Annotated in this window: 19 protein-coding genes; 15 read left to right on the plus strand and 4 right to left on the minus strand. The window is 70.3% G+C overall.

The features are described 5' to 3' along the window. Positions 1-244: 244 nt before the first annotated feature. Positions 245-967, plus strand: coding sequence for a response regulator transcription factor (locus AB0D27_RS42185; RefSeq protein ID WP_362520092.1), 723 nt, complete (start codon positions 245-247; stop codon positions 965-967). 72 nt (positions 968-1039) lie between these two features. Continuing rightward, complete coding sequence (locus AB0D27_RS42190; RefSeq protein ID WP_362520095.1) at positions 1040-2428, plus strand: HAMP domain-containing sensor histidine kinase; 1389 nt, start codon at positions 1040-1042, stop codon at positions 2426-2428. Positions 2429-2576: 148 nt separating this feature from the next. Here AB0D27_RS42190 and AB0D27_RS42195 read toward each other — a convergent pair whose 3' ends face one another. Both AB0D27_RS42195 and AB0D27_RS42200 read right to left on the minus strand, forming a co-directional pair. Beyond that, positions 2577-3194, minus strand: a complete 618-nt coding sequence (locus tag AB0D27_RS42195; RefSeq protein WP_362520098.1) for an FMN reductase — start codon at positions 3192-3194, stop codon at positions 2577-2579. Then, positions 3191-4294, minus strand: a complete 1104-nt coding sequence (locus tag AB0D27_RS42200; protein ID WP_362520100.1) for an LLM class flavin-dependent oxidoreductase — start codon at positions 4292-4294, stop codon at positions 3191-3193. The genes AB0D27_RS42195 and AB0D27_RS42200 overlap by 4 nt, the downstream gene beginning before the upstream one ends. A gap of 112 nt (positions 4295-4406) precedes the next feature. Between AB0D27_RS42200 and AB0D27_RS42205 the strand changes: the two genes are divergently transcribed. The 6 genes from AB0D27_RS42205 (at position 4407) to AB0D27_RS42230 (ending at position 9364) form a co-directional block, all read left to right on the plus strand. After that, a complete protein-coding gene (locus AB0D27_RS42205; RefSeq protein WP_362520103.1) occupies positions 4407-5216 on the plus strand; it encodes a helix-turn-helix domain-containing protein in 810 nt (269 codons plus the stop codon). A gap of 330 nt (positions 5217-5546) precedes the next feature. Then, on the plus strand, positions 5547-6305 hold the full coding sequence (locus AB0D27_RS42210; protein ID WP_362520106.1) for a hypothetical protein: 759 nt from the start codon (positions 5547-5549) through the stop codon (positions 6303-6305). A 402-nt stretch (positions 6306-6707) separates the two neighbouring features. Continuing rightward, positions 6708-7208 carry a DUF5949 family protein gene (locus tag AB0D27_RS42215; protein WP_362520109.1) on the plus strand — a complete coding sequence of 167 codons (501 nt, stop codon included), beginning with the start codon at positions 6708-6710 and terminating at the stop codon, positions 7206-7208. Continuing rightward, on the plus strand, positions 7208-7789 hold the full coding sequence (locus AB0D27_RS42220) for a vitamin K epoxide reductase family protein (protein WP_362520112.1): 582 nt from the start codon (positions 7208-7210) through the stop codon (positions 7787-7789). The genes AB0D27_RS42215 and AB0D27_RS42220 overlap by 1 nt, the downstream gene beginning before the upstream one ends. Positions 7790-8001: 212 nt before the next feature. Continuing rightward, complete coding sequence (locus AB0D27_RS42225) at positions 8002-8514, plus strand: tyrosinase family oxidase copper chaperone (protein WP_362520115.1); 513 nt, start codon at positions 8002-8004, stop codon at positions 8512-8514. Further along, positions 8498-9364: a tyrosinase family protein gene (locus tag AB0D27_RS42230; RefSeq protein WP_362520118.1), complete on the plus strand. Its 867-nt coding sequence runs from the start codon at positions 8498-8500 to the stop codon at positions 9362-9364. The genes AB0D27_RS42225 and AB0D27_RS42230 overlap by 17 nt, the downstream gene beginning before the upstream one ends. A gap of 269 nt (positions 9365-9633) precedes the next feature. Here AB0D27_RS42230 and AB0D27_RS42235 read toward each other — a convergent pair whose 3' ends face one another. Next, a complete protein-coding gene (locus AB0D27_RS42235) occupies positions 9634-10086 on the minus strand; it encodes a hypothetical protein (RefSeq protein ID WP_362520133.1) in 453 nt (150 codons plus the stop codon). A gap of 120 nt (positions 10087-10206) precedes the next feature. On the opposite strand from AB0D27_RS42235, the gene AB0D27_RS42240 reads away from it, so the two are divergent. The 4 genes from AB0D27_RS42240 to AB0D27_RS42255 all read left to right on the plus strand — a co-directional run bounded on the left by AB0D27_RS42240 (position 10207) and on the right by AB0D27_RS42255 (position 12986). Next, the gene (locus tag AB0D27_RS42240) at positions 10207-10542 is read left to right on the plus strand and encodes a YnfA family protein (RefSeq protein ID WP_362520120.1); all 336 of its coding nucleotides are present in this window, start codon (positions 10207-10209) and stop codon (positions 10540-10542) included. Between the two features lie 212 nt (positions 10543-10754). Further along, a complete protein-coding gene (locus tag AB0D27_RS42245; protein WP_362520123.1) occupies positions 10755-11534 on the plus strand; it encodes an SDR family NAD(P)-dependent oxidoreductase in 780 nt (259 codons plus the stop codon). Next, the gene (locus AB0D27_RS42250) at positions 11534-11704 is read left to right on the plus strand and encodes a hypothetical protein (protein ID WP_362520125.1); all 171 of its coding nucleotides are present in this window, start codon (positions 11534-11536) and stop codon (positions 11702-11704) included. Before AB0D27_RS42245 ends, AB0D27_RS42250 begins: the two co-directional genes overlap by 1 nt. Positions 11705-11741: 37 nt before the next feature. Then, the gene (locus AB0D27_RS42255; protein ID WP_362520127.1) at positions 11742-12986 is read left to right on the plus strand and encodes a tyrosine-protein phosphatase; all 1245 of its coding nucleotides are present in this window, start codon (positions 11742-11744) and stop codon (positions 12984-12986) included. An 84-nt stretch (positions 12987-13070) separates the two neighbouring features. On the opposite strand, the gene AB0D27_RS42260 is transcribed toward AB0D27_RS42255, so the two are convergent. Beyond that, complete coding sequence (locus tag AB0D27_RS42260; protein WP_362520135.1) at positions 13071-14264, minus strand: RtcB family protein; 1194 nt, start codon at positions 14262-14264, stop codon at positions 13071-13073. Between the two features lie 202 nt (positions 14265-14466). Here AB0D27_RS42260 and AB0D27_RS42265 point away from each other — a divergent pair, with 202 nt between their 5' ends. From AB0D27_RS42265 to AB0D27_RS42275, 3 genes are all read left to right on the plus strand, one after another. Continuing rightward, complete coding sequence (locus AB0D27_RS42265) at positions 14467-15285, plus strand: DUF3558 domain-containing protein (RefSeq protein ID WP_362520129.1); 819 nt, start codon at positions 14467-14469, stop codon at positions 15283-15285. A gap of 136 nt (positions 15286-15421) precedes the next feature. Beyond that, positions 15422-16300 (plus strand): DUF3558 family protein, encoded by an 879-nt coding sequence (locus AB0D27_RS42270; protein WP_362520131.1) that lies wholly within the window; start codon positions 15422-15424, stop codon positions 16298-16300. A 163-nt stretch (positions 16301-16463) separates the two neighbouring features. Continuing rightward, positions 16464-16639 (plus strand): DUF2637 domain-containing protein (locus AB0D27_RS42275; protein WP_362520138.1); only part of this gene is annotated, 176 nt, incomplete at its 3' end.

The raw sequence follows: 16639 nt of genomic DNA on the forward strand, positions 1-16639 counted from the left end.
CCGTATCGCGCTTCGCGCTCGTCCTCAAACGCCGGACGGGCTAAAGATTTTCAGCCCCTCCGGCGTTTGAGGAGCGGGGGTTTGGGGGCGGAGCCACCAAGGACGGGACGGGCAGGGGCGGAGGGGGCGAGAAGACCCTCACCGGTCCGCCACCAGCCCGGAGGGGGTGAGAGGCGGGTAAGAAGGCCCCCCGGGAAGCTGCTCAGCAGGTGGTGCCCGGGCGCGGGCTTGGCAGACTGGTGGGGTGCCCCAGAATGTGCTGCTCGCCGAGGACGACCGTGCCATCCGCCATGCCCTGGAAAGGGCACTGACGCTGGAGGGCTACGCGGTGACGGCCGTCGCCGACGGCGTGGAGGCGCTGGCCCAAGCCCACCGCACCCCTCCGGACGTCCTCGTCCTCGACGTGATGATGCCCGGCATCGACGGCCTCCAGGTCTGCCGCGTCCTGCGCGCGGAGGGCGACCGCACCCCGATCCTGATGCTCACCGCGCTCGTGGAGACCGCGGACCGCATCGCGGGCCTGGACGCCGGCGCCGACGACTACGTGGTCAAGCCGTTCGACGTCGAGGAGGTCTTCGCCCGGCTGCGCGCCCTGCTGCGCCGCACCGGGAACGGTGCCCCGGACGACGTACAGACATCCCTGCCCAGTCAGCCCCCGGCCCCGAACGGGCAGATCACCGCGGCCGGACTGCGCATGGACATCCAGGCCCGGCGCGCCTGGCGCGGGCAGCGGGAGCTGGAGCTGACCCGCACCGAGTTCGAACTCCTCGAACTGCTCGTCCGCAACGCGGGCATCGTCCTCGACCACGCCACCATCTACGACCGGATCTGGGGTTACGACTTCGGCCCGGGTTCCAAGAACCTCGCCGTGTACGTGGGGTACCTGCGGCGCAAACTCGACGAGCCGGGGGGCCCGGCGCTGATCCACACCGTGCGGGGCGTGGGGTACGTATTGAGGGAGGACTGAGTGCCGCCCAGCCCCACCAGACTCCCGCGGCCCGCGCGTCTCTCGCGGCTTTCGGGGATCCACTTCCGGCGGGTGTCCTCCCTGCGGGCCACCTTCACGGTGTCCTTCGCGGCCGTCGCCGCCGCCGTCACGGTCCTCGTCGGGTTTCTGAGTTACGACGCCGCCGCCCGTCTGGTGCGCGTCGACCAGCAGACCGTCTTCGCCGGGGTCGTACAGGATCTGCGTGTCCAGGTACGCGAGACGCCGCTGGGTCCGGGCGACTTCTCGTCGACCGATCCGGACCACGACGGGCCGCTCGACGACATCATCCGGCCCAGTCGTACGGATGTGCAGGTGCTCGGGCCCGGCGGAGTGATCGCCGACCAGGGGAAACCCGTACTGCCCGTCGACACCCACGACCGGGCGATCGCCGGCGACGGTACGGCGGGCAAGGTGGAGGAGCACAAGGAGGTCGATGTCGCGGGCGACCGCTACCGCGTCGCGACCGTCGCGCTCGGCGGCGGACGGGGCGCGGTGCAGGTGGCCCAGCAGTTCAGCGACACGGAGGATCTGCTGCGGGAGCTGCAGCAGCGGACCGTGCTGCTCGTCGGGGCGGTCGTGATCGCCGCGGGACTGTTCGGCTGGTGGCTGGCCCGGCGCATCACCCGGCGTCTGGTGCGGCTCGCCGGGGCCGCCGAGGACGTCGCGCGCACCGGGCGGCTCGGCATCCAGGTGCCGGTGACCGGGTACGACGAGGTGGCCCGGCTCGGCCGTTCCTTCGACCGGATGCTCGGCCGCCTCGCCCAGTCCGAGGAGGATCAGCGGCGCCTGGTCCAGGACGCGGGCCATGAACTGCGTACGCCGCTGACCTCCCTGCGGACGAACATCTCCATGCTCCGCCGGATCGACGAACTGCCACCCGCCGCCCGCGAGGAACTCGTCGCCGACCTGGCCCTGGAGTCCCGCGAACTGACCGACCTCGTCAACGAGTTGGTCGCCCTCGCGGCCGGGCAGTCCGACACCGAGCCCGTTCGGCGGCTCGATCTCGCCGAGCTCGCCGAGGATGTGGCGATCGTGGCGCGCCGGCGCACCGGGCGGGACATCACCGTGCGGGTGAGCGGGGACACAGCGGTCGACGGCCGCCCGACCGCTCTCCAGCGCGCGATATCCAACCTGCTCGAGAACGCCACCAAGTTCGACCGCGGGGGCAAGGCGCCGATCGAGATCGAGGTGACGGGATCGGATGTGCTGGGGCGTCCCGGGCCGGTGCGGGTCGAGGTGCTCGACCGGGGGCCCGGGATCGCCGAGGGTGACCTCGTCCGCATCTTCGACCGCTTCTACCGCACCGCCGACGCCCGCAGCCTGCCCGGCTCCGGGCTCGGCCTGTCCATCGTCCGCGAGGTGGCCACCGCGCACGGGGGCACGCCGTTCGCCCGCCGGCGGGAGGGAGGCGGCACGGTGATTGGGTTCACGGTGGGGTAGTCAGCCCGTCGTGGGGTCCCTCCGCTCGGGCGAAGCCGAGAGTGGGGGAGTTTGAGGACGAGCGCGAAGCGCGATCACGGTGGTCTGGGGGCGCAGGAGCCCCCAGGTACGGGAAGGATAGGGGCGGAGGGGGCGAAAGCCCCCGTGCCTACGCCCGCAACGCGGCGAGCCGCTGCTCGAAGGGCACCACATCGCCCCCGGCGCCCGCGCCGGAGGATCCGGCCCGGTGCCCGCCGGTCCGACCCACCCCGCCCGACATCAGCCCCGCCAGTTCCCCCGCCGCCCGCCCAATCCGCTCGGCGAGCCCCTCCGCACCCCAGTCCTCCGAAGCCGCGTACACCGCGGTCGGCACGACCACGGCCCGCAGATACGCGAACAGCGGACGCAACGCGTGCTCGAGGACCAGCGAGTGCCGCCCGGTCCCCCCGGTCGCGCCGACCAGCACCGGCTTCCCGGCCAGCGCGTCCTTGTCCCCGGCACTCACCACGTCGAAGAACGACTTGAACAGCCCGCTGTAGGAGGCGGAGAACACCGGCGTGACCACGATCAGCCCGTCCGCCGACGTCACGGCGTCGATCGCGGCGGCCAGCGCCGGCCCGGGAAACCCGTTGGTGAGGTTGTGCGCGATCTCCACGGCGAGGTCACGCAGCTCGACGACTTGAACATCGGCCGAGGTGTCCCGGACCGTGGCCGCCGCCAACCGGTCGGCCAGCAGCCGCGTGGACGACGGGACACTCAGCCCCGCCGAGACGACGACGAGTTTCATACGACCTGCACCTCTTCCTTCTCGGCTTCCTTCTCGGCGGCCACCCGGGCCGCGTGGGTAGGCGCGTCCGGCACCCCGGCCGGCCGTCCCTTGGCGAACTCCTGGCGCAGCACCGGCACGACCTCCTCGCCGAGCAGGTCGATCTGCTCGAGGACGGTCTTCAGCGGCAGCCCCGCGTGGTCCACCAGGAACAACTGCCGCTGGTAGTCACCGGCGTACTCCCGGAAGGACAGCGTCTTCTCGATCACCTGCTGCGGCGATCCGACCGTCAGCGGCGTCTGCTCGGTGAAGTCCTCCAGGGACGGCCCGTGCCCGTACACCGGGGCGTTGTCGAAGTAAGGCCGGAACTCCCGTACCGCGTCCTGCGCGTTGCGCCGCATGAACACCTGGCCGCCCAGCCCCACGATCGCCTGCTCGGCCGTGCCGTGCCCGTAGTGCGCGTACCGCTCGCGGTAGAGCTCGACCATCCGCTTGGTGTGGTCGGCCGGCCAGAAGATGTTGTTGTGGAAGAAGCCGTCACCGTAGTACGCGGCCTGTTCGGCTATCTCCGGGGAGCGGATCGAACCGTGCCAGACGAACGGCGGAACGCCGTCCAGCGGGCGCGGCGTCGCGGTGAACGACTGCAGCGGCGTACGGAACTTGCCCTCCCACGTCACCACGTCCTCGCGCCACAGCCGGTGCAGCAGCGCGTAGTTCTCGACGGCGAGGTTGATGCCCTGCCGGATGTCCTGCCCGAACCACGGATACACCGGGCCGGTGTTGCCGCGCCCCATCATCAGGTCGACGCGCCCGTCGGCCAGGTGCTGGAGCATCGCGAAGTCCTCGGCGATCTTCACCGGGTCGTTGGTGGTGATGAGGGTGGTGGAGGTGGAGAGGATCAGCCTCTCCGTGTGCGCGGCGACGTAGCCGAGCATGGTGGTCGGGGACGACGGCACGAACGGCGGGTTGTGGTGCTCGCCGGTCGCGAAGACGTCCAGGCCGACCTCTTCGGCCTTCCGCGCGATGGCGACCATGGCCTTGATGCGCTCGTGCTCGCTCGGCGCCCGGCCCGTGGTCGGGTCCGGTGTGACATCGCCGACGCTGAAGATCCCGAACTGCATGTCGCTCACTCTCCAGGTTGTTGATAATTCAACTATACCCGCCCAACGGCCACACCCCCGCTCTTATTCCGCAGACCGCCCGACTGTCAGTCCCCCGTCCTACGATCGCGACATGGCCGCCCCACGCCGTGACACCCGAGGCATCGTGGACGCCGCGGAACTCTTCGCGCGCGTCCGCTTCCGGCGCCGCGAACCGGCCGCGCCCCTGCGCCCGTATCTGGAGCACTACTGGCTGATCGACTGGGACCTCACCCAGCCCTACGCCTCCCACGTGGTCCCGCATCCGTCCGTGAACGTGGTCTTCCAGCAGTACGCGGGCCAGGAACCCTTCGGCGAGGTCTCGGGGATCGGGCTCGAGCTGTTCACACAGAAGCTGGAGGGGCGGGGGCGGGTGTGCGGGATCCAGTTCCGGCCGGGCGGGTTCCGCCCCTTCGCACCGGATCACGCGGTGTCGGACTGGACCGGCCGCCGCGTCCGATCCCCGGACGTCTTCCCCGAAGCGGACGCCGCGGCTTTCCTCTCCCCCGACGACGAGGACGCCCGCGTGGCCGCCCTCGACGCCTTCCTGCTCGGTCTCGATCCACAGCCCGACCCGCAGGCCGACCTCGCGATGGCCCTGGTCGACCGCATCCGCGGCGATCGCACGATCCGCCAGGTCGGCGACTTCGCCCACGCGCAGGGCATGACCGTACGGACCCTGCAACGCCTCTTCGCCGGGTACGTGGGCGTCGGTCCGAAGTGGATCATCCTGCGGTACCGCATCCACGAGGCCCTGGAACACGCGGAGACCGCCCGCGCCGTCGACTGGGCGGCCCTGGCGGCCGACCTCGGTTACGCCGACCAGGCCCATCTGGTACGGGACTTCGCGACGACGGTGGGGGTGCCTCCGACGGCGTACGCGAGCGGGATCCACCCCTCCTAGCAAGATCGCGATCTACAGCTGGGGCGCAGGAGCGATGGCTCACCGCCGGACATTCCCAAGGCGACCCCCTTCCTTGGTGTCGGACCGACCCTGCTCCAACCCAAATGGAGTCCCCGTGTGTTGGGGGCACCCTGACCACCGACGTTCGTGTTACCCCTAACGGGGGGTGACCGCCGCATCCCGGCGGGGCGCCCTTGACAGGCGGCCTCACCAGGCACGATGCCGCCACCGCGGGCAATGGGGGGTGACAGGGCGGGTACGAGCGGTTGCAGACGGCGGCGGGCGATTTCACCGTGGGCTCAAGATCCGACGCACATCGAAAGGAACACCATGCGTGGTCTGCCCGCACTGCGTATCGCGTCCACCGCTCTCTGCGCCACCCTCCTGGTCGGCCTCGCCGGTCCGGCCGCCGTCGCGGCCGACTCGGCCCGGGAGCGCACCCACGCGGCCTCCCGTGCACCCGTCCCCGGCGCGGACGCGCTGATCGCCCAGGTCAAGAACCTCGGCGATCTCGGCGGCGTGCTCACTCCGGTCACCGACCTGCTCAACGCAGTACTCAAGGCCGACAACGGCCAACTGTCCGCCGACGAGGCGCAGAAGCTCGTCAGCGCCGTGAAGGACGCCATCGCCAAGATCACCGCGGCGGCCGCCAAGACCCCTGCGGCTACGCCCACCACCGCGGCCACCCCGACGACTCCGGCCACGCCGACGACCGCCGCGACGCCCACTGCGGCCTCGCCGTCCTCACCATCCTCGGCGGCCTCGGCGTCCTCGCCGTCCTCGGCGTCTTCGCCGTCCTCGCTCACGAAGCACGGTGACGACAGCAAGCCGCCTTTGGCCAAGGACCTCAAGGCTGACGCACTCGCCGCCCTGCAGAAGGCGGTCGACGCCCTGCTCGCCGCCATCACCTCCGGCGACGTCGGCCAGGTCGTCCCGGCGCTCACCGGCGTGGTGACCGGCCTGGTCAACTTCCTCGCCGCGACGCTGCTCGGCGGCGGACTGTCCGCGCCCACCCTGCCGGGCCTGCCCCCCCTGCCGAGCCTGCCGGGCCTGCCGGTGCCGTTGCCGGTGCCGTTGCCGGTCAAGTGATCTACGGGTGAGCCTCTGGTGACCTTGCGATGATCTGAAGCGGACCACGTACTCCGCCGTTGGATCGGTCGTCATGGCCGGTCCGACGGCGGAGGTGTTTTACGGCCGCAATCCTTCAAGAGAAAGGAACACGCGACCACGCGTGGCTACATCATGAGCATCTCCGTCCTCCGTACCTCCGGCGCGTGGTGGGTCGCCCTCCACGGGCACCGCGCCACCCCGGTCGAGACGGCCGCGCGATGAAGTCCCTGAAGGCTGCCGAGAGCCTGTCGTCCATACTCCCGTCGTCCGCGCGAAGGGCGCCGAGAGGCGTCCCTCGTCCGTGTGGACGGCCCCGGTGGTATCGGCCGGTCGGGTGAGAAGGCGCCGGGCCGTTCCCCAGCCCGTGGATAAGGTCGCGCGGTGACCTCAACCCCAAGTGAGACGCGCCCCTTCCGCATCGGCGAGCTCGGCACGCTCGTCGCGCTTCCCTGGAGCGGCGAGGCCCCCGACGGAACCGACATGCCGTACCTGCTGGCCTACCCCCTCGGGGACGCCGACGGCGGCCCGGAGGTGACGTCCGCCGCGGTCGAGGGGATGCTGGCGAGCAATGGGCTGCCGGTCGGCGGTGACCTCGTCGACGGCACCACCGAGTCCAGCCTGCCCGTCACCCTGCTCGTCGAGGCCGGACAGGCCGTCGTCAACATGCCGCAGTTGGGCGCCCAGTGCACCGCTCCGCCTGAGTGGCTCGCCGCGGTCGCCGAACGCGGCTACGCCTACCTCGTGTTCACCACCCGCCCCTGGCCCGAGGGCAGGCCAGGCCAACCGATCGAGCCGGCGGCGCTGGCCGCCTTCGCCGGTGCCGAGCAGACCCTGAAGTCCGCCGCACACGTGGTCCTGCCGGCCCTCAGCCTGCGCGGCTGATGCGGCGGGGCGCGGGCGGCCCCCCGTTCGCCCTGCTGCTGGTGCTCACGGGTGCGGCCGGGCTGCTGGCCTCCTGGGTCATCACCCTCGACAAGTTCAAGCTGCTGGAGGACCCTCACTTCGTCCCGGGGTGCAGCCTGAACCCGGTGGTGTCCTGCGGCAGCGTGATGAAGAGCGAGCAGGCCTCGGTCTTCGGATTCCCCAACACGATGCTGGGCCTGGTGGCCTACGGCATCGTGATCTGCGTCGGAACGAGCCTGCTGGCCGGCGCGGCGTTCCCCGGCTGGTACTGGCTGACCTTCGAGGCGGGCTGCCTGTTCGGGATCGGGTTCGTGTCCTGGCTGCAGTTCGAGTCGCTGTACCGGATCGGCGCGCTGTGCCTGTGGTGCTGTCTGGCCTGGCTCGCGACGATCCTGCTGTTCTGGTACGTGACGTCCTTCACCGTGCGCAAGGGCTTCCTGCCCGCGCCGGGACTGCTGAGGGCCTTCTTCGCGGAATTCACCTGGGTACTGCCGCTGCTGCACATCGGAGTCGTCGCCATGCTGATCCTGACCCGTTGGTGGGACTTCTGGACGAGCTGACCGAAGCCCCCGAATCTCGGAATCTCGCGACATCCTGACGGGACCGCAGCCGGTACGAGGAGAGGCACGGACGGGCCCGGGCGCCGGGGAGCGCACCGGGCCCGCCGGCGTTCCGGGTCCGGACAGCACCGTATGGCCGTACGGGTGGTGACCGTACGGCCCGCCTGTCGGTTACCTCTACGAACATCCGAACCCGTACGAGGGAGTGAGCCATGGTCGTCAGTGTCGGCGGGGTTCCGATGGGTGCGGAGCAGGGGACCGGGAGCCCGGCGAGAAGCGGGCCGGAGTGGCGGACACGGCGGGAGATAAGGCGCGGGCTGCTCGCCTTCGTCGCCGCCCTGGCGCTCGCCCCCGTCGTCGCCGCCTCGCGCGCCTCACGGCCGGCGGACGGCCCCGAGGGATCCGAGGACGTACAGGACACAGCCTTCGACGAGATCTACCACGGCCGTCGCATCCAGGGCACCCTGCTCCCCGCCGCCGGATGCGGCGCCGACGGCTGCGAGTGGCAGGTCACCGTGGACGGCCACCCGCTGCACCTGATGCGTCGCGCCGACGGCACCTGGCTGACCATGGTCGACCACTACAGCTCGTACCGGACCTCGCTGGAGGCGACCCGAGCAGCCGTCGACGAACTCGGCCCCGGGCAGCGGCTGCGCGACCTGGCCCCGGGCCCGCTCGGCGGGGGGTATCTGCACATGGGGGAACAGCATGACGTACGTGCGTAAGGACGTGAGCACGCTGACGGGCACCGAGCGGCGGCGGTTCGTCAACGCGCTGCTCGAGGTCAAACGGCGGGGCGAGTACGACGAGTTCGTGCGGACGCACATCACGTACTACACCTCCGACGGCGAGCACGGCCTGCGTACGGCCCACATGGCGCCCTCCTTCCTGCCCTGGCACCGCCGCTTCCTGCTGGACCTGGAGCGGGCGCTGCGCCGGGTCGACTCGTCGGTGACGGTGCCGTACTGGGACTGGACCCGGGACCGTTCGATGACGTCCGCGCCCTGGACCGAGGACCTCCTCGGCGGCAACGGGCACGGCCCGGACCACCAGGTCATCACCGGGCCGTTCGCCCACGCTCAGGGCAACTGGACCATCAAGGAAAGCGTCACCGACGGGAAGTTCCTCACCCGGGACCTCGGACGCTCCCGCGCGCCGATCGCGCTGCCGACGGGCACCGAACTGGAGTGGGCGCTCGCCGACCCGGTCTACGACACCTCCCCCTGGGACTCCACCTGCACCAAGGGGTTCCGCAACAAGCTGGAGGGGTGGGGGACCGGGCGGGACAGCGCCGCCTGGCGCAACCACAACCGCGTCCACCGCTGGGTCGGCGGTGCCATGCTCGGCGGCGCCTCCGTCAACGACCCCGTCTTCTGGGTGCACCACGCCTTCATCGACCTGCAGTGGACCCTCTGGCAGCGACGGCACAACGGCGCCCGCTACCTGCCGGACAGCCCGCCCGGCCCCGGCAGTGAACAGCACGGACGGATCGTCGCCCGGCACGAGAAGATGCCGCCGTGGGACGTGACGCCGGACGAGATGGAAGACGTGAGCTGGATCTATCGGTACGCCTGACCGGCCGCGTGCACGGGAAGAGCCCCGGCGCTCCAGGCGCCGGGGCTTTGATGCCCACACTCGCGTATGCCGCCACAGCGACCGCCCCCTCGGCGAGGAGCCGCCCCGCGCCCGCAGCCGCCGCGACGGAAGGGGCCGTGCCGGTACCTCACATGCCCGTCGCTTACGTGGTCACCGCACACCAGCCCCTGAAACCCACCCAAGTGCCCAACGGCGACGGGCGGATGTACCGGCATCGCCCGACCCACGACGCACCCGCAGGCGCGCCCCTAGAAGACGTAAGAGTCCCCCGTGTCCAGCGCCAGCACCCGCTGCAGATCATTCGCGTGGTTACGATCCACCGCCCCACCACTCCACACCGTGTCGACGTCCACCGTCACCTCCGACGGCACCCCCCGCAGCCGCACCGTCAGCCGAATCTCCTCCCCCAGCCCATCCGCCGCCAGCGCCCCCGTCCGGCACACCACACCCCGCTCCTCCGACCGAGCGCAGCCCCCAGGCAACCGCTGCTCATCCGCGAGCGGAGCCGACCAGCGCAGCCGCACGGTGGCGTCGGCCACGGCGCTGGGCCCATGATTCCGCGGCACCAACCGCACCAAGACGCTGCCGGCGTGCATGGACACATACCCGTGGTAGGCGAGATCGGCCTCCGGAACCACCGCGCCGGCAGTCCCAGCCCCACTCACCGCCACCCCCACCCCCACCGCATACAGCACCCGCATCACCATGCGACCGTTCCCTTCGCTCAAAGCACCGGATCACCCGATGTATCCCACCCCCGGCCCCGGACAGACGCCGTCCATCAGGTGATGACCCCCGCAGCCCCATGCAAGGGTGACCGCATGCTGATCGCCCGCTCCGCAGCCCTCTTCGTCCTCGCCGCGCTCTTCGAGATCGGCGGCGCCTGGCTGGTCTGGCAGGGCGTACGCGAACACCGCGGCTGGCTGTGGATCGGCGCGGGCGTCCTGGCCCTCGGCGTGTACGGCTTCGTGGCCACGCTCCAGCCGGACGCCGAGTTCGGCCGCATCCTGGCCGCGTACGGCGGCGTCTTCGTGGCCGGCTCCCTCGCCTGGGGCATGGTCGCGGACGGCTACCGCCCCGACCGCTGGGACGTCACCGGCGCACTGATCTGCCTGGCCGGCATGGCAGTGATCATGTACGCGCCCCGCGGCAACTGACCCCACGGCACCCGAACCCGACCGGTCGGCACCGGCACCCGCCATCTGCCTATCCTGGCGGGGATCGCCGTACACACGCCCGAGCCCACCGGGGCCCCGCCCCAAACCACCGGGCCCCCGCCCGAACCCAGCGGGGCCCACCGGACACAACGGGGCCCACCGGACACAACGGGGCCCGCCGGAAGCACCGGGGCCCCACCCGAGGAGCACACATGACCGCGCCGGCCGCGTCCACCGCCCCCTCCCGCATCGCCGTCGTCACCGGCGCGAGCAGCGGCATCGGCGCGGCGACGGCCCGGCAGCTCGCCGCGGCCGGCTACCGCGTCGTGCTGACCGCCCGCCGCAAGGACCGCATCGAGGAGCTCGCGGAGGAGATCACCGCGGCGGGCGGCCAGGCGGCGGCGTACCCCCTCGACATCACGGACCGCGCGGCGGTCGACGAGTTCGCGACGGCCTTCAAGACGATCGGCGTCCTGGTCAACAACGCGGGCGGCGCGCTGGGCGCCGACCCGGTCGCGACGGGAGACCCGGCCGACTGGCGCCAGATGTACGAGACGAACGTCATCGGCACCCTGAACGTCACCCAGGCCCTCCTCCCGGCCCTCACCGAGAGCGGCGACGGCACGATCGTGGTGCTGTCCTCCACCGCGGGCCACGGCACATACGAGGGTGGTGGCGGGTATGTCGCCGCCAAGCACGCCGAGCACGTCCTCGCCGAGACCCTCCGCCTGGAGATCGTCGGCACGCCCATCCGCGTGATCGAGGTCGCGCCCGGACTGGTCAAGACCGACGAGTTCGCGCTGACCCGCTTCGGCGGCGACGCCGAGAAGGCCGCGAAGGTGTACGCGGGCGTGGCCGAGCCCCTCTCGGCCGACGACGTAGCGGAAACGATCACCTGGGCGGTCACCCGCCCCAGCCACGTCAACATCGACCTCCTCATCGTCCGTCCCCGCGCCCAGGCGTCGAACACGAAGCTCCACAGGGAGCTGTGATGCCCGAACCGGCACCCACCCCGGACCCGGCGGCCGACATCGGAGAGAAGCAGCGCCTCGCCCTGGAGAAGAAACGCGAACGCTACGTCTGGTACTACCTCGCCTACTTCCTCTTCGGCATCCACATCGTGGCGTTCGTCATGATCTACGCGGTCATGCACGCGAAGTGATCACAGCGGAGGCAATCCCGCCGTACGCTCCCGCGATGTGACCAGAGCGAACAGACACATACCCTTCGAGCGCCTGCACAACTTCCGTGACCTGGGCGGATACACGACCGAGGACGGCCGCGCGATCCGCCCGGGACGCGTGTTCCGCGCGGACTCGCTGAGCAAGCTGGACGGCGAGGACTGGGACCGTTTCCTGACGCTCGGCATCCGCACGGTGATCGACCTCCGCTACCCGTGGGAGATCGAGGCGAAGGGCCGGGTCCCCGAGCACCCCTCCCTCACGTACCACAACCGGAGCATCGAGCACCGCCCGTACGACCAGGCGGCGTTGGCCCCTTCAGTGGACGCCGGTCCCTACCTGGCCGCCCGCTACCTGGAGGTGGCGGAGGACGGCACGAAGGAAATCCGCGAGACGCTGGAGCTGATCGCGACAGCGGGGGACGGCGGCCCGGTCGTCTTCCACTGCGCCTCGGGCAAGGACCGCACGGGCCTGATCGCGGCCCTGGTCCTGTCCCTCCTGGGCGTCCCGGAGCAGACGATCATCGAAGACTTCACCCTCACGGGGCGGGCAACGCCCCACCTGGTGGCGGACTGGCGGGCGGCGAACCCGAACCGCCCGCTGACCTGGCCGGCGTACGGCACGGCTCCCGCCGAGGTGATGACGGGCTTCCTCTCAGCCCTGAAGTCCCGCCACGGCTCCATCCAGTCGTACGTCACGAAGACCCTCGGCCTGGACCACACCTTCACCAACGCCCTCCGGGCAGCCCTCCTCGCACCACCCCTCACCTTCCGCGAAGCAACCGAGGACGACCTCCCGACCCTGGTCCGCCTCCGAGACGAAGCGGCGCACTGGCAGCTCGCACACGGCATCGACCAGTGGAAACCGGGCCAACTGGGCGAGCCCCACTTCCGCACCCGCCTCCAGGAGGGCGAGGTCTGGCTGACGCTCCTGGACGACCAGGTGGCCGGTGCCTGGGAACTCTGGTGGGACGACCCGGCCGCCTGGGGCCCCCAACCCCCCACCGCCGCCTACATCCACCGCCTGATGACGGACCACCGAGTGGCCCCACCCGGCACAGGCCGCCTGATGCTGGCCGAAGCAGAACGCCGCATATCCCTCTCCGGCCGCCCTCTCTCCCGCCTGGACTGCCTCTCCACCAACCCGCGCCTACGCGCCTACTACCAGGCAGCGGGCTACACAGTCGCCGGCGAACAGCCCACCAAAAGCACCGGCATGGGCACCCCGTACGCGGTCACGCTCCTGGAAAAGCGGCTCCGGTAACTCACCATCCCAGTGGCTGAACGCGTGATCGACTCAGCGACAGGCCCCGAGCCGTGTCGGCCGGGGGCCTGTCGCACGTCCGCGTCAGCCCTTGACGCAGATGACCTGCTTCAGCTTGGCCACGACCTCCACGAGATCGCGCTGCTGGTCGATGACCTTCTCGATCGGCTTGTAGGCACCCGGAATCTCGTCCACGACGCCGGAGTCCTTGCGGCATTCCACGCCCTGCGTCTGGTCCTCCAGGTCCTTCGTCGAGAATCGGCGCTTGGCCGCGTTGCGGCTCATGCGCCGACCCGCGCCGTGCGAGGCCGAGTTGAAGGACGCCTCGTTCCCCAACCCCTTCACGATGTACGACCCTGTCCCCATCGAACCGGGGATGATTCCGAACTCGCCGGCCCTGGCGCTGATGGCGCCCTTGCGCGTGACGAGCATGTCCATGCCTTCATAGCGCTCGCGGCTGACGTAGTTGTGATGGCAGCTGACCTCCGGCTCGAAAGTCACCCGAGCCTTCTTGAACTCCTTGCGGATCACGTCCTTCAGGAGCGCCATCATGATCGTTCGGTTGTACTTCGCGTACTCCTGCGCCCAGTAGAGATCATTCTGGTACGCCGCCATCTGCGGGGTATCCGCGACGAAGACGGCAAGGTCACGGTCGACCAGGCCCTGGTTGTGCGGGAGCTTCTGCGCGATGCCGATGTGATACTCGGCCAGTTCCTTTCCGATGTTCCTGGAACCGGAGTGGAGCATGAGCCACACCGAATCGGACGCATCTATACAGAGCTCCACAAAATGATTTCCGGCTCCGAGGGTGCCCATCTGCTTTGTCGCCCGTTCCTGACGGAACTTCACGGCGTCAGCAACCCCATCGAACCGCCCCCAGAACTCATCCCACCCCGCCGTAGCCAGCCCATGAAACCGCCCCGGCTCCACCGGCGAGTCATGCATCCCCCGCCCCACCGGAATCGCACCCTCGATCTTCGACCGAAGCCGCGAAAGGTCTCCCGGCAGGTCATTGGCGGTGAGCGACGTCTTGACGGCGGACATTCCGCAGCCGATATCGACACCCACAGCGGCAGGACACACCGCGCCCTGCATGGCGATGACCGAGCCGACCGTCGCACCCTTTCCGTAGTGGACGTCGGGCATGACGGCCAGCCCCTTGATCCACGGCAGGGTGGCCACGTTCTGGAGCTGGCGCAGGGCGACGTCCTCGACCGACGCCGGGTCGGTCCACATGCGGATGGGGACCTTCGCCCCCGGAACCTCTACGTACGACATATCGTCCTCATTCCCCCGGAACACAACAGAAGTCACAGATCGCAAAACTGGCGCCAAGGTCGACGTATAGGACAGCGGACCGGCGTTCACAGCGGTGCGTGCGATACACATTGTCTTCAGGGGCCGCCCCCACGCGGCAACCGAATAACCACAGGACACCCCGGTCGCAAGGCCGCCGGGAGCGCTCGAGAGGAGCCTGACCGTGCAGCGGAAGGCGTACGTACCCGGCATCGCCGTGCTCCTCGCGGCAGTGCTGGCGGGCTGCACGGGCGGTTCGGCAAGCGGCGGGGCGGCGGACGACTCGAAGGGCAGCGACTCCGGTACGACGGCACCCGCGGCCCAGCCCGGCAAGTACCGCACGCTCCCGGAGGCCTGCGGCGCCGTCTCGCACGACACTCTCGACTCGCTTCTGCCCGGCATCAAGGAGATCGCCGACGCGGAGACCCGCGACACGGCGTACGAGGGCGACGCGACGCTCACGTACGACACGGACCGGCGCGTCGGCTGCCGGTGGAAGGTGGAGTCGTCGACCGCCACGGACCATCTCCTCGTCGACTTCGAGCGCGTGGTCTCGTACGACAACGCGGTCAGCGACGACGACAAGGCGCAGCAGCTCTTCGCGGGCAAGGAGACGGCGGCCGACCTTCCCGAGCCCGCCGCCTCCAGCACCGAAAGCGCCCAAAGCGGCGCGAGCACCGACCCGGCCGCCGCGACCGAGACGTCGGGAACTCCCACCGACTCGGCCTCCGCTTCCGCCTCGGCGAGCGAGACCCCCGCCGATCTCCAGCCCCGCACGCTCGACGGTCTCGGGGACGAGGCGTACCTCGACGACACGTTGAGCCCCGCGTCCTCGACGGCCCAGCAGCGCACGGTGACTGTGGTGTTCCGCACGTCCAACGTGATCGTGACGGTCGAGTACGCGGAGCAGCCGACCGCCTCCGCCGGTACTCCGGACAGCAAGGAAATGCAGGACAGGGCGCGGAAACTGGCGCAGAAGCTCGCGGACACGCTGGGCGGATAGGGGGCGCCCGGGACCATCCGGAAACCTCCCGAACCGGAAACGCCCGCACTCCTCACCGCGTACCGTGGCCCCTCGGACCCGACCGGTCGCGCGCTCCATGTGCGGCCGTACCACGAGCGCCACGAGTGAAGGAACCATGCACCGACCAGTACAGCGAGTAGGCCGAGCACCGCGACTCACCCGCATCCTTGTCAGCGCAGCCGCCGTCCCGGTGATGCTCGTCGCCGGGGGCTGTTCCTCGGACTCCGGCTCCGCCGACGACGCGAAGAAGAGCGCCGGTTCGAGCCCCGACGCGAAGGCGTCCGTGAGCGCCTCGGCCGACGCCGTCCAGCCGGCGGCGTACGCGAAGCTTCCCGAGCCCTGTTCGATGCTTTCGAAGAAGACGCTGGGCGAACTCGTCCCGAAGGGCGTGAAGTCCGGCAAGGAGGGCAAGTCGGACGATGTGTCGACGCGCGGCAACTGCTACTGGAACAGCCTCGACAACAACGGTGTGAAGGGGTCACAGTTCCGCTGGCTGAACGTGGCGCAGCTGCGTTTCGAGTCGGATTCGCGCGGCGAGGGCAACCAGCAGGCGCACACCTACTTCGAGAAGCAGGTCACGGGCGCGCGGTCGGTGACGGGCGCGAAGAACACCAAGTCGGAGCCGGTCTCGGGGACGGGCGACGAGGCGACGGCGGTGACGTACGACCTGAAGAAGAAGGAAGGGTCCTTCAAGCAGCAGACGATCGTGGCCCGTGTGGAGAACGTCGTGGTGACGCTCGACTACAACGGTGCCGGTCTCGCCGGTGAGAAGACCCCGAACGCCGCCGACCTGCTGAAGGCCGCCGAGAAGGCCGCGAAGGAAGCGGTGGCGGCGGTGTCCGCCGCGAACGAGGACGGGGGCGCGGGGGCGAGCGCCTCCCCGTCGAGGTCCGCCACTGCCTCGAAGTCGGCGTCACCGTCGAAGAGCGCCTCGCCGTCGAAGAACGCCCCCAAGAGCGCGTCGCCGTCCGCCTCCGCGAGCAAGAAGAGCTGACGGACTTCCGGCTCCGTCCAGGGGCCAACTCGTAGCATCGCCACGCCAGTTGCAGGAGCCCGGCCCCGGCGGGGACCGGGCTCCCGCCATACCGCGCGCTCGTACGCCGCACACATGTGCCACCCTGTTGCGCGCAACAACACGCAAGGGGAGGGGAGTACGGGTGGCCGGGCCCATTCAGCTCACACGGATGCACCGGATTCTCATCGGCGTGGTCGTCACCGGAGCGGTCGTCATCGCCGGTATCGGCTTCGCCGGTTCGTATGCCGCCGTCCGTGAGCTCGCCCTCAAGAAGGGTTTCGGGAACTTCGCGTATGTCTTCCCGATCGGTATCGACGC

This window comes from Streptomyces sp. NPDC048415, from assembly GCF_040651675.1.
Lineage (GTDB): Bacteria > Actinomycetota > Actinomycetes > Streptomycetales > Streptomycetaceae > Streptomyces.